Annotated in this window: 15 protein-coding genes and 1 riboswitch; of the genes, 6 read left to right on the top strand and 9 right to left on the bottom strand. The window is 59.3% G+C overall.

The features are described from left to right. The first annotated feature begins 2 nt into the window (after positions 1 to 2). From ACTQV3_RS00280 to ACTQV3_RS00270, 3 genes are all read left to right on the top strand, one after another. Positions 3 to 836, top strand: a complete 834-nt coding sequence (locus tag ACTQV3_RS00280) for a GIY-YIG nuclease family protein (protein WP_441535662.1) — start codon at positions 3 to 5, stop codon at positions 834 to 836. Continuing rightward, positions 837 to 1,205 carry a type I restriction-modification system subunit M N-terminal domain-containing protein gene (locus ACTQV3_RS00275; RefSeq protein ID WP_441535661.1) on the top strand — a complete coding sequence of 123 codons (369 nt, stop codon included), beginning with the start codon at positions 837 to 839 and terminating at the stop codon, positions 1,203 to 1,205. A gap of 421 nt (positions 1,206 to 1,626) precedes the next feature. Continuing rightward, a riboswitch (SAM riboswitch) is annotated at positions 1,627 to 1,717 on the top strand. Between the two features lie 8 nt (positions 1,718 to 1,725). Further along, complete coding sequence (locus ACTQV3_RS00270; protein WP_441535660.1) at positions 1,726 to 2,148, top strand: hypothetical protein; 423 nt, start codon at positions 1,726 to 1,728, stop codon at positions 2,146 to 2,148. A 67-nt stretch (positions 2,149 to 2,215) separates the two neighbouring features. On the opposite strand, the gene ACTQV3_RS00265 is transcribed toward ACTQV3_RS00270, so the two are convergent. The 8 genes from ACTQV3_RS00265 to ACTQV3_RS00230 all read right to left on the bottom strand — a co-directional run bounded on the left by ACTQV3_RS00265 (position 2,216) and on the right by ACTQV3_RS00230 (position 16,902). Beyond that, positions 2,216 to 4,339, bottom strand: coding sequence for a DUF262 domain-containing protein (locus ACTQV3_RS00265; RefSeq protein WP_441535659.1), 2,124 nt, complete (start codon positions 4,337 to 4,339; stop codon positions 2,216 to 2,218). A gap of 40 nt (positions 4,340 to 4,379) precedes the next feature. Further along, positions 4,380 to 7,472 carry a type I restriction endonuclease subunit R gene (locus ACTQV3_RS00260; RefSeq protein WP_441535658.1) on the bottom strand — a complete coding sequence of 1,031 codons (3,093 nt, stop codon included), beginning with the start codon at positions 7,470 to 7,472 and terminating at the stop codon, positions 4,380 to 4,382. Between the two features lie 2 nt (positions 7,473 to 7,474). Continuing rightward, on the bottom strand, positions 7,475 to 8,755 hold the full coding sequence (locus ACTQV3_RS00255; protein WP_441535657.1) for a restriction endonuclease subunit S: 1,281 nt from the start codon (positions 8,753 to 8,755) through the stop codon (positions 7,475 to 7,477). A gap of 2 nt (positions 8,756 to 8,757) precedes the next feature. Further along, positions 8,758 to 10,554: a type I restriction-modification system subunit M gene (locus ACTQV3_RS00250; protein ID WP_441535656.1), complete on the bottom strand. Its 1,797-nt coding sequence runs from the start codon at positions 10,552 to 10,554 to the stop codon at positions 8,758 to 8,760. 2 nt (positions 10,555 to 10,556) lie between these two features. Further along, complete coding sequence (locus ACTQV3_RS00245; RefSeq protein ID WP_117773406.1) at positions 10,557 to 10,763, bottom strand: hypothetical protein; 207 nt, start codon at positions 10,761 to 10,763, stop codon at positions 10,557 to 10,559. Positions 10,764 to 11,068: 305 nt separating this feature from the next. Further along, the gene (locus ACTQV3_RS00240) at positions 11,069 to 13,432 is read right to left on the bottom strand and encodes a hypothetical protein (protein WP_441535655.1); all 2,364 of its coding nucleotides are present in this window, start codon (positions 13,430 to 13,432) and stop codon (positions 11,069 to 11,071) included. A 372-nt stretch (positions 13,433 to 13,804) separates the two neighbouring features. Next, positions 13,805 to 14,539 (bottom strand): exonuclease domain-containing protein, encoded by a 735-nt coding sequence (locus tag ACTQV3_RS00235; protein ID WP_441535654.1) that lies wholly within the window; start codon positions 14,537 to 14,539, stop codon positions 13,805 to 13,807. Positions 14,540 to 15,507: 968 nt separating this feature from the next. Next, positions 15,508 to 16,902, bottom strand: a complete 1,395-nt coding sequence (locus ACTQV3_RS00230; protein ID WP_441044594.1) for a uracil-xanthine permease family protein — start codon at positions 16,900 to 16,902, stop codon at positions 15,508 to 15,510. A 351-nt stretch (positions 16,903 to 17,253) separates the two neighbouring features. Between ACTQV3_RS00230 and ACTQV3_RS00225 the strand changes: the two genes are divergently transcribed. Then, entirely contained in the window at positions 17,254 to 17,910 is a 657-nt protein-coding gene (locus ACTQV3_RS00225; RefSeq protein WP_441535653.1) for a helix-turn-helix transcriptional regulator, read from the top strand. A 244-nt stretch (positions 17,911 to 18,154) separates the two neighbouring features. Here the strand turns inward: ACTQV3_RS00225 and ACTQV3_RS00220 are convergent, their stop codons facing one another. Then, positions 18,155 to 18,532, bottom strand: a complete 378-nt coding sequence (locus ACTQV3_RS00220; protein ID WP_152077077.1) for a RidA family protein — start codon at positions 18,530 to 18,532, stop codon at positions 18,155 to 18,157. Positions 18,533 to 18,831: 299 nt separating this feature from the next. On the opposite strand from ACTQV3_RS00220, the gene ACTQV3_RS00215 reads away from it, so the two are divergent. Both ACTQV3_RS00215 and ACTQV3_RS00210 read left to right on the top strand, forming a co-directional pair. Continuing rightward, the gene (locus ACTQV3_RS00215) at positions 18,832 to 21,327 is read left to right on the top strand and encodes a DUF3656 domain-containing U32 family peptidase (RefSeq protein WP_441063345.1); all 2,496 of its coding nucleotides are present in this window, start codon (positions 18,832 to 18,834) and stop codon (positions 21,325 to 21,327) included. Between the two features lie 15 nt (positions 21,328 to 21,342). Continuing rightward, complete coding sequence (locus tag ACTQV3_RS00210; RefSeq protein ID WP_441535652.1) at positions 21,343 to 22,002, top strand: RluA family pseudouridine synthase; 660 nt, start codon at positions 21,343 to 21,345, stop codon at positions 22,000 to 22,002. Positions 22,003 to 22,163: the final 161 nt, after the last annotated feature.

Below are 22,163 nucleotides of genomic sequence, written 5' to 3'. Positions count from 1 at the left end.
GCATGATCCGGGTCAAGACTCTCACCGTCCAGCTCATAGACGCGCAGCCGAACCGCATCCGCATCTGCCGCATCGACGGCGAGTCGCTTGTGACCGTCGTCGTTCCGAGGGAAGACCTCGCCGAGGCGAAGTCGCTGCCGAACATCCCGCAGTGCGGCATCTACTACCTGCTCGACGAGGACCACGGCAACGTGAGCCGCGTCTACGCCGGACAGACGACCCAGGGCATCGCCCGGCTCGACGTACACAAGGCAAAGAAGGAGTTCTGGAACAAGGCCATCATGTTCCTCGATGACGACCAGAACATCAGCAGGGATGCGCTGGACGTCCTCGAAGCGAAGGCCATCGACTACGTGCGCACCCACGGCTCGTACGAGACCGACAACTCGGCGACGCCCAAGCCCTACGTCGACCCGTACAAGGAAGAGGCCGTCGAGCGCCTGCACGAGAGGATCCTCTTCAGGATGGCGGCTCTGGGGTACGACCTCGACGGGGTCGACCAGGGTCCCGCGGGTGCGCCGGCAATCTTCCACACGAAGCAGAATGGCATACGCGGAGCGGGGCGCTACGACAAGGCCACCGGGCGCTTCACCGTGCTCGCCGGCTCGAAAGTTAATCTCTCGAGGCCCGTGCTGAAAAACGCGGGCGTGGCGGCCGTGCGCAGGGCAATCTTCGGCGATTCGGGCGGCATCGCAGAACTCGTCGAGGACCTCGAGCTCCCGACGCCCAGCGCCGCAGCGGTGTTCGTGCTCGGCGGCAGCCAGAACGGCTGGATCGAATGGGTAAATGACGACGGAGAAACGCTCAGCCAAGTCTATAGAAGTGAGGAAAACTAGATGAACAAGCAGCGGCTGGCCTCCAAGATATGGGAGTCCGCCAACAAGATGCGATCCAAGATCGAGGCTAACGAGTACAAGGACTACATTCTGGGATTCATCTTCTACAAGTTCCTGTCCGAGACCGAGGTTGCCCGCCTGAAGGCGCGCGACTTCGCCGAGGAGAACCTGCCCAGCCTGGTGGAAGACGACGAGGAGACAGTCGAGTTCGTCAAGGGCGAGTGCGGCTACTTCATCGCCTACGACAACCTCTTCTCCACCTGGGTGGCAAAGGGCGGCGACTTCGAGATTTCGAACGTTCGCAACGCGCTTTCCGCTTTCAGCCGCAATATCGATCCTGCACGCCGCGCACGGACGCGTCGGCGATAAGGTCGAACGTCACGACATTGTCGAACGATTCGTTTGCAAAGACGTTGACCAGATATGACTTTCCTACCTGTCGGGCGCCCTTGACCAAAAGAGCCTTGTTAGGCGACGAGGCAAGCCAAGATTCAAACTGTGCTTTCGCTTTTCTCTGCAGCATAAGCGCACCCCTTGTTACGTGCTGTTTTAGCACTAGGATACACTTTTCCGTAGTTAAATGACGGTCGAATCGACACTTTTCCGTAATTTAGGCGGCTCGAATTTGACACTTTTCCGTACTTTCTTACGGCCGATTTCGACACTTATCCGAATACAGGCCGAATAATTGCCGCGTAATCAAGCGCCGTCTGCACATCATTTCGCAGGCGCGCTTGATTTGTGTCCGCGCGCGCTGATACACTCCATCGTGCCCGCAAGGAGCGGGTGCGTTTTATCCAGAGTCGGGGTAGAGAGTTGGCTCCACGATCCCGACGCCAACCGGCCAAGAGGCACGGTGGCCCTGCCAACATCGATAAAAGGAGTCCGTATGGACAATTTCTCCGTGCGCAGCGAGCGCAACTTCCACAACCTGGCAGCCAAGCCAAAACGAATGCATCTTCTGGACGGGCCGAACGGCTATGCCTCGGCCATGGTCAAGAGCAGTCTCTCCTACCAGATGCGCTTTACGGTGCAGGTACTCGAGGAAGAGCTCTGCGCCGCCGGCAATCCGCATGTGTTGCAGATCAAGCTGCTCGGAGACGACTCGCGCGAACCGTCTAGCTGGAAGCTCTTCGCCGACGGCGTGTGCGTTGCGGACGGATCTGGCACCTTTACCCGTGAGTGCTTCTGCGAGGGAGCCGAGGTATTCCTGGACCTGTGCCGCGACGCCGTGCGCGCGGCCGAACTGCACCAGTGGAGCCAGAGGGAGTACGAGCTGCTGAGCGCGGCCCGCGGGATTGCGGGGGTGTAGACGGGCGGATGAGCCATCGACAATTTTGAGCTGGCAAGGGCCGGGAATTAGATTCCCGGCCTTCAACCTAGCACTGCTTTATAAGATCGAGCACCGCGGAGATATCGTCAGCGCTACGGAGTGCAACATAGGTCGGCATACCCGGCCCAAATCCGCCCTGAGTGCGCTTGTCCTGACACATGGCCTCCGGGTCAATCAGCTCGTCCACACTCTTTGCCAGGCCGACGGCAATCCAACCACCGTTGCTGGTCCTGCCTTCCAGCACGGCATGCAATTTTCGCTTGCCCGACCTGAAGCCTACATAGTACTTGGCTATATAGGACTCCCACGAAGGGTTACCACTCAGAACAGACTCGCATACCTCATCGAAAAGCTTCTGGTTGAGTCCGCCTTCAGCAAAAGTAGGGTGATTCTCCTGCAGAGTCCAGACAGGAGCCTTGTCGGACTCCCCGCGAGAGGGGCGATACTTATCGACGACATCTGCCGGAAGATCGGGGTACTTCCATATCTCGCACGCCTCTTTCGCCAGCTCGTCCGCACGCTGCCTAATCTCCTCCTCGCCCCATTTTTCATGCGAGGCGATCGACTTGTTCAGGTGGAGCGGACTGCACATAAGTCCCACGTTCGGAAGATTGAGCTTGTCCGAGAACGACCGGTTTGAGTACTCCTGGTTGTAACCCGTCAGCGTTAGATTTCCCAAGTTGTTGCACAGCCTGTCGTGGATGTCTTCCCAGTTCTCGCCAAGCGATTCCTTCCAGCCGTGCTCATCATCAATCGTCTGGGGCATGACGTGCTCGATCTGGTAATCGTCAGCCGAGATGGGCTCCTTCGGGTGGTGCCAGTTCTCCATGCGTTCCAGGTAATAGCGCTTTTTGGAGAAGCGGTTGTAGCAGTCGCGCGTCTTAAACTCCTCGACAAAATACTCGTCTGTCGGGAAGTACGCAGTCATGCCACTGCCATGGATAAGGAGCATCGCCGTAACGTACTCCTCTATATCGTCCTGCTGCTCGAGATTGCGATACATGCCGGCAAAGAAATTATTTAGGCCCGTGGTAAGTCTGCCGCAAACCGCACGCCTGAACAGGAACGACTCGATAGTCTCGCAGATACGTAGAAACGCATTGCGGCTTAGCCCATTCCCCTCGTAAACCGAGTAAAGCAACATTAAGAGGGGCCTTATCTGCTTCACGTCGAGGCTTACGATTCTGCCGAACACTCGGCGCAGTCCGTCGTCCTTCTCCTTACCAAGGAACAGGCTGGCGTATCTATGTGCATACCCGCGCAGCTCCTTAAGCAGGCCCTCGGTGTCACCATCGTAGTCGTCGGTGAAATAGCGCTTAAACTCGTAGTAGGCCTCGTTCTCCTTTGGCATCCTATTGGGAACTTTAAGCCACAGCCAGTACCAGATAAATGCATTGAACTCGTCCTCGCCGCCTTTTCCGAACAAGTGCTCGAGTGGATGCCAGTAACCCTCGTAAAGCTTGGTCTGTTCGTCGTTGGGAAGCGACATTAGAACGTAGTTACGGATGAGGTCAATGGGCGTGAGCGGCTTGCCCTTGGAGTTCATGGACTCAAATATGAGCTGGGCATTGTCAACGCCAGCGGTGAGCTTAGTGTCGATGACCTGCACGCGGTTTAGCCCCGCCCAAAGCCTTGCCGGATCGAATGATTTCCCGCGCATCTTTTCGCGGAAGAACGCATGGTTCTCGACAATGCGATCCGATTTTTCATCCGGCACGGGAGACCCGGATACGATGGAGAACAGCGTCTCCTTATCGTCCTGCGAGAGCACCAGCTTGTAGCGCGCCAGACCGTTGTAGTCATCATCGTTAAAGAGGTAGTTCTTCCGCAACGCCGAAATCTTGAGGTCGCCAAGGAAGCCGGCCTTGTCGGGATTGTTCTCCAGATAATCAGCCAAGGCAGCGATCATCAACGAAAACGTCGTCATGCGCTGCTGCCCGTCGATTAGAAGCACGCGCGATATACTCGTGGCAGAGCTCTCGGACTCGGGGATATAAAGCATTGACCCCACGAAGTGCGATACGCCATCACGACCCGCTCGCATGACGTCATCCCAAAGCACCTCGCACTCTTTGACACTCCACGAGTAAACTCGCTGGTACACGGGAATGACGAACTGCATCTTCGCCACGCCCATAAGGTCGAGTAGATTTGCCTCGGTTGCTTTCATTTGCGGTTGTCCCCTTTTTCCAACATCAATCTCAGGAATCCTACTTGAACTTCTCCACCAGCAACTGCCCGATGGCGCTCATCATGGCGCGATACTTCTCACTGTCCTCAAAGAGGCTGGTGAAGGAGTCCGTGTTCTCCACGTAAGCTCTACGTGCCTCCTCGTCAAACACCTTGGGCAGCAGGCTCGATTCGAAGACCTGTCTGCCATCGCGGCGGATAGTATCGGCGACCTGCGGGTTGTCGGCGATGCGCTTCCATAGCGTATCGATCACCACGCGGTCTCCCTCGGTGAAGTTGCCCGCCCACTGCTCGTTGAACTTGTCCACGAGCACCTGCAGCGGGTCGCGCTTCTTGTCGGGCACAACAGTCTTGGCCGAGCCGCCGGGTTCGAGCACTCCGCCAGTACCCTCGAGCGAGATGCTCCCCTCGAACTCGCGCTTGAGCTTGTAGAAGCGCATCTCGACCTTGTCGTCCACCGCCTCGACGGGAATCTTCTCGACCTTGAGGAGATGACGCAGGTAGCTTAGATACACGTACTCCTTATGCAGGTCACGGTCGAACATGCGCACGATCTGGGTGATGTAGGTGTACCACTTGCAGAAGCTGCGCACCTTGCGACGGACCTGATAGCGCTCATCATCGTCAAGCTCGTTGTAGCGCGCAACCGCCGGCTTCAAGACGGCCGCGAGCTTACCCTGCACGTTGCCTTGCGATTTGCCCTTGCCATCGGTGAAGACTATCTCGGCAGCCGCCTCGATATCGGACTCGTCATAGAGCCCGTAGCCGCGGATGTCGGTCTGTACCTGGTAGAGGAGGTCGGTGTTGATCTGCTCGGAGAGCGACGTCTCGGTGTAGAAGCGCTCGAACGCCTTCTGGATGTCCTCGGGCTTGTTGACGAAGTCGAGGATGTAGGTGTCCTCCTTGTCCGGGTGGATGCGGTTGACGCGGCAGAGCGTCTGGACCGCCTTCACGTCCTTGAGCTTCTTGTCCACCACCAGCGTGTGCAACAGGGGTTCATCGAAGCCCGTCTGGTACTTCTCGGCGACGACGAGCACGTCGCCGTAGTTGTGGAACTCGGCCTTCGTCTGGCTTTCGGCGACGCGTTGGCCGTCGTGGCCGACGTTAAGGGACGGTTCGGTGTACTCGGGGCCGTCGGGGCCATCCGCGGGATCGCTGATGCCTCCCGAGAATGCCACCAGCACCTCGATGTCGTCGTATCCCTTCTTCTGCATATAGCGCTTGATCTCGTGGTAGTAGCGAACCGTCGCGAGGCGCGACGCCGTGACCACCATCATCTTGCCCTTGCCGCGGATCTTGGTGCGCGTTACGTTGCGGAACGCCTCCACGATGATCTCGGCCTTCTGGCCGAGAGCGTAGGGGTGCAGCTCCTTGTACTTGCGGAGCAGCTTGAGCGTGGGACTGCTCGGCACGTCGGGGTTGTCGGGGACCGTGCGCGCGAGCTCGACCGCCTCCGAATAGCTCACGTAGTTGGCGAGGGGGTCCATGATGAAGCCCTCCTCGATTGCCTGGCGCATCGAGTAGATATGGAACGGATGGAAGGTCCCGTCGGGCCACTCGTCGCCGAACATCTCGAGCGTCTGCTCCTTCGGCGTGGCGGTGAAGGCCACGAAGGTCAGGTTCCGGTGACGGCCGTGGCTCGCGAGCTCGTCGGCGAGCTGGTCCTCCCAATCGGCTGCGGCCTCCTCGGCCTCCGCCTCGATCTCGGCGTACTCCTCGAGCGCGTCGCGCTTGTCGGCAAGGGCGCTCTTGAGCTTGAGCGCACTCGTTCCCGTCTGGGACGAGTGAGCCTCGTCGACGATGATGGCGAAGCGCTTGCCCTCGCTCTCGACCTGCTCGTAGATCACGGGGAACTTCTGCAGGGTCGAGACGATGAGGCGGGCGCCGCCGTTGATGGCGTCCCGCAGGTCGGCCGAGGTCTTGTCCTTGCCGATGGTCACGACCGATCCTATGGCGTGGTCGAAGCCCGCAATGGTCTCCTGCAGCTGGCTGTCGAGCACTCGGCGGTCGGTGACGACGATCACGGAATCGAAGAGCGGGGCGTCGTCCACGAAGAGGGACGCCAGGCGATAGGCCGTCCAGGCGATGCTGTTTGACTTGCCCGACCCCGCCGAATGCTGCACGAGGTAGTTCTTGCCAGTCCCGTTCGCGCGCACGTCGGCGATAACCTTGCGCACGGAGTCGAGCTGATGGTAGCGCGGGAAGATGATGCGCCCCCTCTTGCGCCTCACCTCGTTGCCGCGCGCATCGAGCTCCGTCTCCTCCCTGACCTCCAGGTGGAGGAACTTGTTGACGATGTCGAGCAGGCTGTCCTTCTGCAGGGCGACCTCCCACAGATGGCTCGTGGCATAGCCGTGCGCGTTTGCGGGGTTGCCGGCGCCGCCGTCGTTTCCCGCCCCGGCGGAGCCCTGGTTGAACGGCAGGAAGAAGGTCTTCGAGCCCTCCAGCTTGGTGGTCATGTAGACGTTCTCGAGGTCGACGGCGAAAAACGCCACCATGCGCGTGTTGAACCTGAGGCAGCGGCACCGCGGGTCGCGGTCCTCGCGCCACTGGCGCATGGCGTTCTCGACATCCTGGCCGGTGAACTGGTCCTTGAGCTCTATGCCCACCAGGGGGATGCCGTTCACGTCCAGGACCATGTCGATGGTCTGGTTGCCCGTCTCGGCGAAGTGGAACTGGCGGATGCAGCGGCAGACGTTCTTGGCATAGCGGTCGGCGGCGCTTTCGTTGAGCCCGCTCTCAGGCTTGAAGAATACGACCTTGAACGGGATCCCGCGGTGCTTGAAGCCGTGCTTGAGCACCGAGACCATGCCCAGGCGGTCGACGGCGTCGTTGAAGACCTTGGCGAACTTCGCCGTGGGGTCGGAGTTGCACATGCGCTCGAAGCGCTCCCAAGCCTTGGGCTGCGTCGTCTGAATGAAGTTGACCAGGGTGGCGACGTCGAGCGCGCGGTCTCGGTGCTCCATGTAGCCGCCGCCGACCATCTGATAGGTACCGTCCTCGACGTAGAGGAGCGAGTGCTTGTCATCGCACTTGAGAAAGCCGCCTGCAAGCGAGCAGAGAAACGCCTCGATATCCTCTTCGAGGTTCTTTTCCTTGGTCTGCGCAGACATGGCTAGACCTCCCTTTTGCCGGTAACGGCCTCGAAGATGAGCGACTGCTTATACGCCTTGAGATCGGCAATGATGGCCTGCTTGGCAGCGATGGCAGCATCAATCTGCGCACACTTCTCGTCCAGGTAGTCCGCGATACAGCGCTGCTCGGGGAGAGATGGGAGGGGAACGAGCACCTGTTCCAACACATTTACCGCAAGGTTTGCGCTCGTCGCGCCAATTGCGGTTGCTATAGCCTGGTCAGTAGTCGTCGAACAGCTCAACGCGTAGTTTAGCCATTCGGGAACGCAGCGAGTCGGCCTCGCAACCGCCAGCGAAGAGGCGACGGAACCACAATCCTCAGTCCGATTCATCGAGCACTTGCCAACGCTTCCGCGTAAGCAAAAGACAATGTCACCTCGCTGCAGCTTTACGCCCTTAAGAGAGTCGTATTTAGTTCGAGAAATGTACTTTGAAAAGGAGCCGGATAGATATCGAGCGCTAAGGTCAGCAGATGTGACAAACGGAACCCCGGCATCCTTGATGTCTTCGCCCGAGGGATAGTTGCCACTCCTGTCCCCGTTGAGAAAAGACGCAAGGCGCTTCAACATCGCTAAGTGCCAGTTCGCATTCATCGCCCCTATCGCTGAAATCCCACTATTCTTCATTTTAGGAGATGAGGACACGCCACAGATAATCGCACGCCTAATTAAGGTTCCTTGATATGCCCTGTACTCCTCAATAGATTTCTCAGCGGCAGAGACGGCGCGGTCGATCTCGGCGCACTTCTCGTCCAGGAAGTCCGTGATGCGGTCGCGCTCGGCGTCGTCGGGCCACGGCAGCTTTATGTACTTGGCTTCCTGCCACTTAAGACCCTGGCGAACGCCTGCGCCCATGCCGTAGAAACCCTTGCGCAGGTCGTAGGCGTGCAGAGCATAGTAGATGAACCTCGAGTAGGACGGGTTAAGCGGCCGAACGGTCACATAGGCAGACGTGATGATGCCACGCTCGGTGGCCCTGCCGACCCTCAGACTCTTCTGGTCGTTCTGCAGGTCAGTGAACCTGAGAACGATGTCGTTGGGCTCGATGACATTGTAGGTCTCGAAGCTAGCCGGCAACAGGCCATCGGTGGCATTGATGTCGCGCCTCTTGATCTTGCCGTAGCTGAGGCTGAGAAGATTCGTCTCGATCATGCCCTCGTTGGGTGCCTTCGTCTGGTACGCAAGCTGGCCGGCTTGGCGCAACGTCCATTCCTCGGGCACCTCGCCGAGCCACTCGACGCCGCTATCCTTCATCTCCCGCATAGCTAACGCACCTCTCTGAAGAGGGTCTCGAGGCTCTTCTCGAGCGTCTTCTCGTGTTCGAGGATGCGCTTTGCGATCTCGTCAGCTGGTTCGAGCTCGGCATACTTGTAGAAGACGCGCGTGAACGGGATGGTGTAGCCCACCTTGGTCTTCTTCTTGTCCACCCAGGCGTACTCGTTGTATGGACGCACCTCGCGCTCGATGTAGGCGTCGATGTCCTGCGTCAGCGGGATGTCCTCGGTATCCTCCCTCGCCTTGTCGGGCTGCATCTTGCCGCGCTTGTTCAGGACGGGCCTACCATCCTCTTCGACGACGGGGCTCTCGACAGTCACGCGGTTGAAGCCGAACTCGACCGTCTCCATCAGGCGAGCCTCGACTGCAACCTCTTGCCCGTTTGATCCAATGCCCGTCCAGTTTCCGTCGCGGTACTCGGAATACGCCTGGACGATAAGGTCACGGCAGGATTTGGTTATGTCGTTCTTCTTGTCGCCGATGCCCTTGCGGCGCTTCTCGAAGCACTGGGAGGCGTCGATAAGCAGCACGTGGTCGCGATGCTCGGGTGCCTTCGCCTTGCTGAACAGCCACACATAGGTGGCGATCCCCGTGTTGTAGAACGAGTCGCAGGGCAGCTGCACAATCGCATCGAGCCAGTCGTTCTCCAGCACATAGCGACGGATGGAGTCTTCGCCGCTACCGGGTTTGCCCTTATAGAGCGGGCTCGCGTCCTGGATGATCGCCATCACCCCATCGTCCTTGAGCTTCGACAGACCGTTGAGCACGAAGAGCATCTGCCCGTCGCCCTTTGCCGGGAGCTTCTCGACGGGAAAGCGCCCGCCGCCGGCAGACTTGAACTCCTTCTCCACCGCTGCGGCCTGTGGGTTCCATGGGTCGCCGAACGGAGGATTTGAGATGCAGTAATCGAACTTGAAACCCTCGAATTTATCCGCCGAAAGCGTGTCGCCAAACCGCATGTTGGTGTCGTCCTCGCCGCGGATGAGCGCGCTCGCCTTCGCGATGCCGAAGGTGAAGGGGTTGAACTCCTGGCCATAGCAAGTTACATGGGCCTCCGCGTCGAGCTGGCGCAGACGCTCCTCGGTGCAGCCGAGCATCTGCGAGGTGCCCATGGTCTGGTCGTAAACCGTCTTTGTGATGCGGTCGCCGTCGAATACGTGCGAGTCGGCCTGAATGAGCAGGTCGGTCATGAGATACACGATGTCGCGGCTCGTGAAGTGGGCGCCGGCGTCCTCGTCGTAAGACTCAGAGAAGCGCTGAATGAGGTTCTCGAAGATGTAGCCCATGTCCACAGCTTTGATCTTGTCGGGCGACATGTCGGCTTGCGGCTTGCAGAAGTCACAGACAACTTGGTAGAGCAGCGGTGCGTCCGGGTCGGAAAGACGCTCGATCTGGTCGGCGAACTTCATGCGCGCCAGAATGTCCTGCACGTTGTCCGAGAACCCGTTGATGAAGTCCCTGAAGTTGTCCTCGATGTTCTCCGGGTCGGCCTTGAGCGTTTCGAAGGTGAACTTAGAGGTGTTGTAGAAGGGGTAGCCGGAGGCCTCGCGCAGAAAGCCGTCTTTTACAGAGAAAGCTTTGTATTTCTCGGCGGCGGCGAGGACGGCGTCGTGGGTGGGCGCGAGGCAGTCATGGAAGCGCTTGATAACTGTCATGGGGAGGATGACCAGGCCGTACTCATGCGGCTTGTAAGGGCCGCGCAGGGTATCGGCTGCGCCCCAGATGAGAGATGCCTTCTCTTGAATATTGGCACCAACGGCCTTGATGAGATCGTCGCTATCCGCCACTGCTATTTCTCCTTCTTGGTCAGGTATTCGATGAGGCTCATCTTTACCAGTGAGGTAAAGCTGATGCCAGAAAGCGCAGCGGCGTCCTTCGCCGCATCACGCATGTTTTTAGGTATGCGAATGGTCACGGCAACGTTCTCGCCATCCACAAGAAAGCTCTTGAGCTCGCTTGTCTTGGCCTCTCCGTCGACAAGCTCGGCGTATTTCATTGGCAACCTCCACGATTGCATGATGCAATACAAATGTGCCTATGATTCTAGCAAAGGACTGAAAACTAATTACCGTCTAGCACAGATGGATAGACAAGTAATTAACACCAATAAGAAGGGGGAATAACATTCTGAACCGTCGTCTCTCCCGCCTGAAGGAGCTCGACGAGAACTAGTCGGCAACTCAAAAAGACACCGAGCAAGCCGCTAACACACTTATCACGTTCCACAAAGAGATGGGTAAGCATGACGCCAGCTTGAGCGAGGGCGCTAATGGCATAGAATTGCAGCCAGACTGCCCGAACCTATTCATCACTTGTTGCCGGCAAGCTGTTGAGCGGCTCACTCCCATCGTCAGTACCAAGGCGCTTCTGCATCTTCTCAATCCGCTTAAGGGTTGAAGTCAAATACCCAAGACCCCTCTTCAGCTGCTTAAGCAACCTGCTATCCCTGCGGTCCCCCTTTCCATTCTCCTTCTCGACATCTTCCTCAACACCAGCGATGCTGCGCCGCACGGCCTCGGCTGCCTTCCACACCAAAATGGCCCCTTCATGCGGGCAGCGGTCAGTTGCCACATCAAGAAAAGCAAGGAGCCTCGAACATTCGACGAGCACGAACTGCGCGTAGTTCTCCCCCATCGATGCCGCCAAGGCAACGCCGCCGGAACCCAATAGACCAAGCGCGGCGCCGCCGCCCGTAATCAAAGCAGTGCCACCGGCCATGCCCATGCCGCCGGCGGCTAAGGCACCGCCGCCAGCCGCAGCAAGGCTCGCATTGACAAGCGCAGCCCCGTGAAGGCCGACAAACGAGCCTCCAAAGATACCGACAGCAATATCCGGAGCCAATGCCGCGGCCACTCCTCCTGTGCCCAGGGCCGCCGCCACGGCAATGACGCCACCCACCAAGACCTTTGGCAATGTACCTGAAAGCTCACGGATATGCGCCCCGCATTGCTTCTCTAGGGAACGTACGGCGTCCAAATCAACCGCGTCTTGTCTCCTGGGAAATTCATCTTTAACCCAAGACCCACTCTCCTTCAAACCTTTGTATTCCTTCTTCTCTTCATCTTCCAACTGCGAATAGGGGCGAAACTCAACCAACTCCTGTGCAACAAGCAAGGCACGCACTTTACCGCCTCGCCGCCGCGAAATAGCCTCAAGGGCTCCGTACGCATCTTCCTCGCTCAAAAAGTAGCCGTCTGCATCAATGCCTAGGCCATCCGCGACCGAATCCTGCCACGCGCGAGCCCAGCTCCTCTTTTGCCCTTTGCGCACTTCGTTCTTCTCGTTCCCGCAGTCGTAGTTGATGGCGGCAAGCTTCAGCGAGAAGGCAATCCTCGTCGTTTCTCTATCTAGGCTATAAAAGTGGAATCCATCGAAGATATCCTGGCGGCGCCTGGCGCGCTCGGCCCAAGCCTCGGACATTTCCTCCGCCATATAGCCCCAGTCCGCATGGAGGGCAAACGCAAGGCGTCCAACTCCAATGTAGTTTATTCGCAAGAAGAACTTCTGGGCGAAAACGACCTTGTTCCCCTCGCATTCGATACCCGCCCTGACCGCCGCCGTCGCCAGATTCGCCAGAACAAACGAAGTGCTCGAAACCGTGACCATGCGAGTGAGGGCCCTACTGTTATAGGGCATAAAATGCGAAGCCTTGAGTTTGTTCAAGCCGGAGACCTTGCTCACTTCACAACGCTCTAGCTCGGCCTTGAGCCTTGAAAGCATGTAGAGACAACGAACGATAACCTCGTTGGCCACGACAGCTGGCACCTGGCTTAAAGCCTGATCGAGAAGACCGACTTCCGTCCGAAGGTCGAAGCGAATGGGCTTGCCGTCCTCGGTTTTGAACGCCGTTCCGTTAAACAGTTTTGAGATCCATTGCTGAATGCGAATATCCTCGCCCTTATAGGCAATCTGTATGTCTTGAAAAACAGGCAGGGAGGAGAGCTCCTTTAGCAGGGACAGCACGACACCGGGAACACCCGTCCCCTTACCGGGGTTTGAACTAGACCCCGCCATGTCGCTCACGAGATGCATCGCCCAGAACAGAGTGCCAAACGCGATTTTCTCTGGAACGTTCCTGCCTATAAGAGGGCAGTCGGGATCGAAGGCGGCGGTAGGCAGGTCAAAGGCGACAAACCGGCCGGCCGTATCGGTACCATAGCCTTTGCACGTGAATTGCGAAAGAATCGAACACGCAAGGCCAACCAAGCTCGGGTGGTGCGAGAAGTCCCGCAGATGATGCTGGAGCCCGCCGCCAAACTCGGCAGTCAGTTTGTCCGCGGCAAGAGGATACTCTTTCTCTAGAAAGCGAATGGCGTCTTCTAGAGTTGCATCCGCCTTTGTCATACCCGCAGACTTTGCAATCGTAAGAACGAATTTGCCAACCTTCTCGTCGCCCCACTCTTTGGCACCCTCTAGGTTGAAGTCTTTCTGCCACAGGATATTCAACGCGCCCGTGAGGAGCCCGCTAACGGCTGCAAGTTCATAGTCGAGCTTCGTAGCCTTTTCAGCCCGAGGGTCAAAATCAAAGAGGACCTCCTCCCCATTGGGAGCGTCCTTAAAACCAACCAGCACGGCGCTACCGTTCAGCGGCACAGATGTAACTTTGGGCAGTTGAGGCATGGTGTAAACTATCTTGCCGCCACTAAAAACAAGCTCGTCTGCCATACCGGCTTCCTCCTGCAAACGCGTAAAATCAGATTGCTCTACGCCGCCAAATCCCTCTCGTAGAAGTACCCGATAATCTCGATGATGCAGTTGCTCAGAACCTCGTCGGAACAGTTCGCCTCTGGCAGCCTGCACGCCTCATTGTGCACGATAACGCGCACAGCGTCACGGGTCTCTGCCTATCCGTCCAGCGAATCATGTTAGCAAGCCGCTCTTCGATAATGGAAGCCATCTCGATGTCCACGCTCTTGACCCGCTTGGTCCCAGCGAGTGTCAGCACGTCCTTGAGCAGGATCCCAAACGCAGTCATCTGCTGCTGATCCTAGAATCCTTCGCGCAACCATTCCGTCCGCTTGTCGCCAAATGAGCCCCCTACCTCCCCTCCGCCTTCAGCTTCAGCAGCAAGTCGCCCAGCTCGGGGCACTTGCTAGAAAGACACGTCTCGGCTCGCTCGCCCATCCCCCACCGCTGGCGGACTTCCTGGGCGCGCGGGCTCACGTGGTAGTCCCCGTCCATCACCTGCTTGAGCAGCTTGGCGGTCACGCGCGCATCGGCTAGGGCGCTGTGGGCGTGGCCCGTCGACTCGTCGAACTCGATGCCAAACCACATCGCCGCGTCGCCCAACGAAACGCGCCCATGGCTGCCCACATCCATGATCGAGGTGTAAAACGCCTGCAGGTCGGCCCAGTCCGTAGGAAATACGGAAAGGTCGATGCGCTTTGCCTGGCACTCGGTCAAAAGCTGTCGACGGTCCGTCCCGCTCCAGCAAACTATCTGGGCGGAGTAGCGGCCGATCCAATCGCTGAGCCTTTTGATCACCACATAGAGTGGATCGGCCATCGCGGTGTCCACGGCCGATATCCCCGTGAGCTCGCGGACGGGATACGCAACGCCTTCGGTAAATTCCGTCTGCACAAACTGCGAGAACTCGCCCATAACGTTGCCGTGGTAATCGAGCTTGACGGCGCCGACCTCGATAATCTCGTTGCGCAGCCCACGGCGCTGGCGCTGCTTTGGCACCGGCGCAAACTCAAAGTCCAGCACGATCTGGCGCGCAAAGTTTGTCGTATCGATAGCCGAGATACCCGGCGTCTTTTCAGCTGACACGGTTATGGCCTCTCTCCGTTGCCTGCCGCTTGCTACATAGGCGGCTACATTGCCGTAAGGATAGGCGCCCGTGCGGACATGAAAGCGGGGCGCAATGCCATGCGCCGGTCGCACGCCATGCAGACGGCCCCAAGAGAGTCGCCCGCTCTATTCAAATGCATGAAAAAGATTGAGGCCCGGTGACTTGAATCAGCGGTCATCCCGGGCCCATCAGAGCTCGTAGAGCTCTTGGTTGCTTTGGTCTCGCTCCTCACCGCGCTTATCGGACTTTCCGAGGCACTTAAGCAGCGTACGAAGCAAAAGAAGAGGGGTCGACGCCGTTAAGGCATTGACCCCTTGAACTAAGTAACGGCGCTGCCCAGCTATCACCCTTGGGCTGCCGTCGACTTCATTCTACCCACGGTTGCCAGGTTTAACAAATGAATTTTCAGTAACGAGGCCTCGGCGCCCGCTCCTGCGTTCGCTCAACTCGTCGCTCTACTCCAGCCACCACTCAACATCCACGGAGCACTCAACCGCAAATGCTAAAGACCACGCGATCGGGCAAAGCCCCGTCACCAACAACACAGGACGGACCCTCAGCTTCCTTTACGTTATAGCTAGCTATATTATACTTTCCGATAATATAGCTAGCTATAACGTAATTCGACAAGCGGCGCACGCAAAAGGGGCGGTACACCACCGCACACGGACCGTTCCGGAAGCTCCTGACCGCTCTGGTCTCGCTCCTCACAGCGCTCATCGGACTTTCCGAGGCACTCAAGCAGCGTCCGAAGCATAAAAAGAGGGGTCGACGCCGTTAAGGCATCGACCCCTTAATCTAAACAACGACACTGCCCAGCTCTTCACCACTTGGGCTGCCGTCAGCCTTATTTTACCCACGGGACAAACCCTTTGAAGTGCGGCTTGGCGCCGCATGACGTCGGCGGACGAGGCGATGTGTCCGCCGACGAATAGCACCAAATGGGTTACTTCTTGCTCTCGGGCAAGACCAGATCCACGGCAGCGTCCTTGGCAGCATCGATGTGCTGAGCCACGACCGGCGTCTGCGGAAGGATCAGGTTGAGCACGATGGCCATGATGGCGGTGGGGGTTACGGCATTGGAGCCGATGACGGTGGACACCCAGGTGGGCATACCCTCGCCGGCAAGGCAACCGCTGGCCATCCAGATACCCAAGCCAAAGACGACGGAGGTACCGACGATGGTGGTAGTGCGCTGCGTAAGGCCCTCGCGGGTGAACATGCGCACGCCGTTCATGGTGATGGTGCCAAAGACGCCGACGGTCGCGCCGCCGATGACGGGCTGCGGGATGGCGGAAAGGACGGCAGAAAGCTGCGGGAACAGGCCGGCGATGGCAAAGACGGACGCGATGATCACAAAGACCCACTTGTTGACGACCTTATTGGAGCAGATGATGCCCACGTTCTGGCCAAGGGCGCTGGTGGGAAGACCGCCCAGCAGGCCGCCGGCCATAGAAGTGAGGCCCTGAGACACGATGGCGCCGGAAAGCTCGCGCTCGGTGGGCATACGGTCGATGGAGCCCAGGCAGGCGGCGGAGACATCGCCGATAACCTGGATGGCAACCATGGGGAACACGACGGCGAGGGTAATGCAGACCTCGGGATCAAACTCGAGCGCGTAGGGCATGAGCTTGGGAAGGGCGAAGACCTGAGCGGTGGCGACGCTGGAGAAGTCGATCATGCCAAAGGGGATGGAGACGATCATGCCAACGATCATGCCAAAGAACACGGATCCCAGCTTGAACGTGCCCTTGCCAAAGTTGGCGAGCGCGAAGACCACGGCGAAGGTGATAAGAGCGACGCACCAGGCCTGCGGGGTGCCCCACAGCGGCGTGCCCATACCGCCGGCCATATACTTGACGGCCGTGGGATACAGGGAAACGCCGATGGAGAAGATGACCGTACCGGTAACGACGGGCGGGAACAGCCACTTAATCTTGCTGTAGGCCAGACCAAAGAGGACCGCGACGGCACCGCCGACAATCTCGCCGCCCAGCAGCGCACCAAAGCTAAAGCCCGAGGCACCCATAGCCTGCAGGGCCGGCAGGAACGCGAACGAGACGCCCATGACGATGGGCAGGCCGCCGCCGATGCGACGGAAAGGAGCGAAGGCCTGAAGGGCCGTGTCGATTGCCGAAAGAATGAGCGCCACCTGAATGATGTCGGTGCTCTGCTGGCTGTTAAAGCCGTAGACGCCGGCCATGATGACCGCCGGGGTAATGATGCCGGCAAACGATGCCAGCACGTGCTGAAGGGCACACGGAATCATTTCCTTAACGGGCGGCATGCCTTCGCGAGTGAACAGGGCTTCAGTGCCGTTCGTAACCGTCTCCTGGGCCATTTGACCACCAATCCTCGAAGTAGTTGTTTTCGCATCTAGCGCTCTATTGTGACGCAGTGCGGGGTTGAGGTTGTGCCTTCGGTGAATATCGTATTTAAGAATTTTCTCATTCTCAATAATAATTTTTTGTTATCAGACTATTTTTCAGCTGAGACAACGCATTTCCGCAGGTCAGGAAAGTGTCTGGTCAAAATAACATCTAACTTTTCTTTTGGTCGACCGCTTACCGCCAAAATCCTACCGTTCGTCTGTATTACGCAATGTACCTGCGAATATACGAGTCAATAGACACCGTGTTACCATGAGAAAAAATTGTTATAAAACTTCCGATTTCATCCAAAGGAGTTGCCCGTGAACGAGACTGTACGTCGCTTTTTGCCGATGGTCGATTTCCTGGAGCAGATACTCGGCAAAAACAGCGAAATCGTGCTGCACGATTTCTCGGATCCCGACCACGCCATCGTCGATATCCGCAACGGCATCGTGAGCGGCCGCAAGGTCGGCGGTCCCGCCACCGATCTGGCACTCAAGATCATGCACGACCCCAAGTATCGCGACCTGCCGTTTATTACGGGCTACGAGGGGCGCGGCGCCGGTGGCAAGGCGTTGGAATCCGCAACGTACTTTATTCGCGAGGATAACGAGATCGTCGGCATGCTCTGCGTCAACACCGATCTTTCCACGGTACGCTCCATCAACGCCATGGCTCAGCAGCTCATGGCCTGCTTCGACGCCGCGCCGGTCCGCACGGAGCCCTCCCCCATCGAGATCGAAAGCCTTTCGGAGTCCACGCAGGAGCTCATCGACCACAGCATTTCCGAATTGCTCGAAAGCCGCGGCCAGGATGTCGCCTCGCTTGGGCAGGCCGATCGCGTGGACGTTATTCGCCACCTTAACGGCAACGGCGTATTTATGCTCAAGGGCGCTGTTGCCTGCGCTGCCACCTCGCTGGGCATCTCGGAGCCCAGCGTCTACCGCTACCTGCAAAAAGTTCGCAAGGAGGGCTAACGAGCAAAATGGAGCGCGGGCAGTCTTTTTGGGACGGGGCTCTTTTAGCTACCCTCCCTCTGCCCACGATTTCGATGAGCCGCAAGTAAAATCAATCCTGCATATAGGGGTAGCTAAAATGGCCCCGTCCCAAAAAGACTGCCCTTGGTGGCTCCGCAAGCGATCCGTCACGTGACAAAAGACCCTGCAGCTCACACGCGCTGCAGGGTCTTTTTGCATGTCATGTTTAGTTGTTGCCAACGCCTTAGAGAGCGGCGACGACCTCGATCTCGACCAGACCGCCAGCCGGAAGAGCGGCAACCTGGAAAGCGCTGCGCGCGGGGAACGGGGCCTCAAACTTGGAGGCATAAATCTCGTTCACGGCGGCAAAGTCGGCGATGTCAGCCAGGTAGACCGTGGTCTTGACGACATCGGCAAACGTAGCGCCGGCAGCGGTCAGCAGGGCCTCGACGTTGGCGAGGGACTGCTTGGCCTGGGCCTCGATGCCCTCGGGCAGCTTGCCGGTCGCGGGATCGATGCCCAGCTGGCCGGACAGGAACACCATGTTGCCGGTCTGGATACCGGGGGAATACGGGCCGATGGCTGCGGGCGCGTTATCGGAAGACACGACGGTCTTGCTCATGTTTTTCTCCTTACGATCAAATAGAGAGCGTGAGCGCGGCGTTCGCACCGGGAGGCACAGTTCGGTCTGAATACCGCGCTTGATTGGGATAGTAGGGGATGATTTTGCCCGCTGCAAGATAATTATCAGAATGCGAGAATATTTTATCGCCCAACGGTTTCCCCGAACCGCTGAACGGTTCTCCACGGGGTCAGCCAGCCCAGGCTGCTGAAGACTTTGTCCTGCTTAGGCTGCGGGCATCGCCCATCGCGACGGTGCCACTATACTTTTGAGTATCTGAGCATTTTGAAAGGCAGGATATGACCGCAACCGCCAGCCGAACCACCAACCGCAGGCCCGAGCTTCTGGCCCCCGCCGGAGGCCCGGAGCCCTTTGCCGCCGCGCTCGCCGCCGGGGCAGACGCCATCTACTGCGGCATGGGCAGCTTCAACGCCCGCCGCAAGGCCACCAACTTTACCGATGAGGCCTTTGAGCAGGCCTGCCGCGCCGCGCACCTGGCCGGCTCGCGCGTCTACGTCACGGTCAACATCGTCATCAAGCAGTCCGAGATGAGCGATGCACTGCAGCTCATCCACCGCTGCTCCACGCTGGGCGCCGACGCTTTTATCATCCAGGACTGGGGCCTGTTCTTTGAGGTCAAGCGCACCATGCCCGGCATCGAGACCCATATCTCGACCCAAGCGAACATCCACGATGACCGTGGAACCATCTGGTGCCGCGAGCAGGGCGCCGACCGCGTGACCCTCTCGCGCGAGCTTTCCATCGACGAGATCGCCGCCATCCACGACGCCGCGCCCGACGTTGACCTGGAGGTCTTTAGCCACGGCGCCATCTGCTTTTGCTACTCGGGCCTGTGCCTGCTCTCGAGCTTTGCCATGGCGGGCCGCTCGGCCAACCGCGGCATGTGCGCCCAGCCCTGTCGCCTGCCTTACGAGCTAATTGACGAGAACGGCCGCACGCTCTCCCCCGCCGGTCGCGAGCGCGCGCTATGCCCGCGCGACACCAACACTTCACAGCTTGTTCGCCGCCTGTATGACGCCGGCGCCGCATCGCTCAAGCTCGAGGGCCGTATGAAGGCGCCCGATTACGTGTACTCCATCGTCGATGTGTATCGTCATCAGATCGATGACATGCTGGCCGGGGCCGTCGTAGATAAGGACGAGGACGCCGCTCGCCAGCGCCAACTCAAGCGCTGCTTTAACCGCGACTTTACGCACGCCTATCAGGACGGCACCTCGGGCGACGAGATGATGAGCTACGGGCGCTCCAACAACCGCGGCCAGATCGTGGGCACGGTGCTGGGCAGCCGTATGGCCAACCGCGACGTGCGCGGGCTCAAACCCGACGACCGTCGTCGCCGCGCCGCCATCGCCCGCATTGAGCTGTTTGAGCCCGTGGGCAAGGGCGACCTGTTGGAGCTTCGTCACGACGATGAGTTCGACCAGTTCCTGACTACCATCGCCGCCGATGATGCCGCCGCCGGCGACATCATCGAGTGCCGCGTGCCCCGTAGTATGCCCGAGGGCTGCCGCGTGCGTGTGATTCGCAGTCAGCGCGCCATTGACGCTGCCGGCGCCGCGCTCAAGCGCGACGTGCTACGCCGCCGCGCCGTAGACGTGTCCGTCGCGGCGCGTCTGGGCGAGCCGTTTACCGTCACGCTCACCTGCTGCGACGACCCCACGCTCACCGCCACCGCCACCGGCTTTACCGTCGAGACCGCCAAGACCCGCGCGGTTGAGGCGTCCGATCTGGTGGAGCATGTGGGCCGCATGGGCTCCTCGCCCTTTGAGGCCGCGAGCTTTGACGTGGCGCTCGATGAGGGCTGTGGCATGGGCTTCTCCGCTGTGCACAAGGTGCGCGCCGCCGCTTGCAAGGCGCTCGAGGAGGCCATTCTGGCGCCTTACGAGGAGCGCGCGAAAACGCTCGAGATTCCGGCGATTGTCACCAGTGATTCCCGCCCCGCGCCCGAGCACTACCGCGATGAGCCGCAGATCTGTGCCACCGTCACCTCGCTCGAGGCCGCCGAGGCAGCGCGCGCGGAGGGAGCCGCGCGCATCTACATGACCACCGACGCGCTCGATGCGGCCGAGCTCTCCCCCGCCGATGCGTTTGAGCAGGGTATTGTTCCCGTGCTCGATGAGGTCTGCCGCGCCGTCGACCACGCGCGCGTCGACCCGTGGGTTGTTGCCGGTGCCACGGTCGCTATTGGCAACATCTCTGAGCTTGCCCTGGCCGCCCAGGTTGGTGCCACGGCCGAGATTCGCTCTTGCCTGCCCGTGCACAACACGCCTTGCATGGAGGCACTCGCCGAGCGCGGAGCCGGGGCGTTTTGGCTCTCGCCCGAGATCACGCTCGACGAGATTATCTCGCTTGGTACCTCCGCGCCCGCGGCCCTGGGCATCACCGTTTTCGGGCGCCCGCGCGTTATGACGAGCGAGCACTGCATCCTGCAGGTGGCCAATGGCTGCATCCACGATTGCGCCCACTGCCGCTTGCGCGCCCGCAAGCTGTCGCTCAAGAATATCGACGGCAAGGTCATGCCGGTGCGCACCGACATCCACGGCCGCTCGCGCCTGTACGACGCCTACCCCATCGACCTCACACCGCAGGTTCCACAGCTGCTCGACGCCGGCGTGCGCCGTCTCATGGTCGACGGAACCCTGCTCGAGGCCGATGAGATTGGCCGCGCCGTCGCACGCGTCCGTCGCGCCGTCGAGGCCGCGCAGGCCGGCCGTAAGCCCGCCGCCCGCCTGCGCGGCGCCACTTCGGGCTGCATGTTTGTGGGAATTAGCTAACCGAAAGGCTTACACGTGAACGAAGAACCCCAAGTCCTCTATTGCGACGCCTGGCTCATGGCCATCGATAAGCCCGCCGGCATGATCGTCCACGGCGACGGCACCGGCGAGCGCACGCTTACCGACTATGCCAGCGACCTTTTGCTGGCGATGGGCGACGGCTTTGCCGCGACCGACATGCAGCCGCTCAACCGCTTGGACCGCGACACTACCGGCGTGGTGTTGTTCTCGCTCGACAAGCAGACGCAGCCCGCCTTTGACCAGATGGTCATCGACCACGCCTTCGAAAAGCACTATCTGTCGCTCGCCGAGGGCAAGATCGACTGGAACGAAAAACTCATCGACAAGCCCATCGCCCGCGACCGCCACGATAGCCGCAAGATGCGCGTCGGCGCCAGCGGCAAGCCGTCGCAGACGCGCGTCAAGGTGCTCAAGCGCCTTAAGAGCCGTCGAGGCCTGCCCACCCGTTCGTATATCGATGTTGAGCTGCTCACGGGCCGCAAACACCAGATTCGCGTGCACCTGGCAAGCGAGCATCATCCCCTGGTTGGCGACGACCTGTACGGAACGCCGCGCCCCTGTGGCCTCATGCTCCACGCCCACAGCGTATCCTTTACCCATCCCGTAACCGGCGAGCACATCTACATCGAAGCCCCCTGCCCCTGGGAGCCCTAAAACCTGCCAAAAAGGGACAGGTTTATTTTGGCAGGTTTTATCTGGGCAAACGTCAAGCCGCCACGATGGCTCAGCCGCGGCCCCAAAACATCTCGATCTGTAACAGTTAGAACCCATTTTCCGGCCTATCTGTTACAGATCGAGACACTCAAATCCCCCTC

This window comes from Collinsella sp. LCP19S3_A7 (assembly GCF_052121995.1).
Classification (GTDB): Bacteria; Actinomycetota; Coriobacteriia; order Coriobacteriales; family Coriobacteriaceae; genus Collinsella.
Note: the sequence above shows the minus strand (reverse complement) of the source record. Positions and strands in the feature narration are given on the sequence as shown.

Excerpts from the sequence above, each read along its gene's own strand:
- ACTQV3_RS00230 (WP_441044594.1), bottom strand. The coding sequence starts at position 16,902 with ATGGCCCAGGAGACGGTTACGAACGGCACTGAAGCCCTGTTCACTCGC.
- ACTQV3_RS00265 (WP_441535659.1), bottom strand. The coding sequence starts at position 4,339 with ATGAAAGCAACCGAGGCAAATCTACTCGACCTTATGGGCGTGGCGAAG.
- ACTQV3_RS00255 (WP_441535657.1), bottom strand. The coding sequence starts at position 8,755 with ATGCGGGAGATGAAGGATAGCGGCGTCGAGTGGCTCGGCGAGGTGCCC.
- ACTQV3_RS00240 (WP_441535655.1), bottom strand. The coding sequence starts at position 13,432 with ATGGCAGACGAGCTTGTTTTTAGTGGCGGCAAGATAGTTTACACCATG.
- ACTQV3_RS00220 (WP_152077077.1), bottom strand. The coding sequence starts at position 18,532 with ATGAGCAAGACCGTCGTGTCTTCCGATAACGCGCCCGCAGCCATCGGC.
- ACTQV3_RS00270 (WP_441535660.1), top strand. The coding sequence starts at position 1,726 with ATGGACAATTTCTCCGTGCGCAGCGAGCGCAACTTCCACAACCTGGCA.
- ACTQV3_RS00215 (WP_441063345.1), top strand. The coding sequence starts at position 18,832 with ATGACCGCAACCGCCAGCCGAACCACCAACCGCAGGCCCGAGCTTCTG.
- ACTQV3_RS00280 (WP_441535662.1), top strand. The coding sequence starts at position 3 with ATGATCCGGGTCAAGACTCTCACCGTCCAGCTCATAGACGCGCAGCCG.
- ACTQV3_RS00245 (WP_117773406.1), bottom strand. The coding sequence starts at position 10,763 with ATGAAATACGCCGAGCTTGTCGACGGAGAGGCCAAGACAAGCGAGCTC.
- ACTQV3_RS00275 (WP_441535661.1), top strand. The coding sequence starts at position 837 with ATGAACAAGCAGCGGCTGGCCTCCAAGATATGGGAGTCCGCCAACAAG.
- ACTQV3_RS00260 (WP_441535658.1), bottom strand. The coding sequence starts at position 7,472 with ATGTCTGCGCAGACCAAGGAAAAGAACCTCGAAGAGGATATCGAGGCG.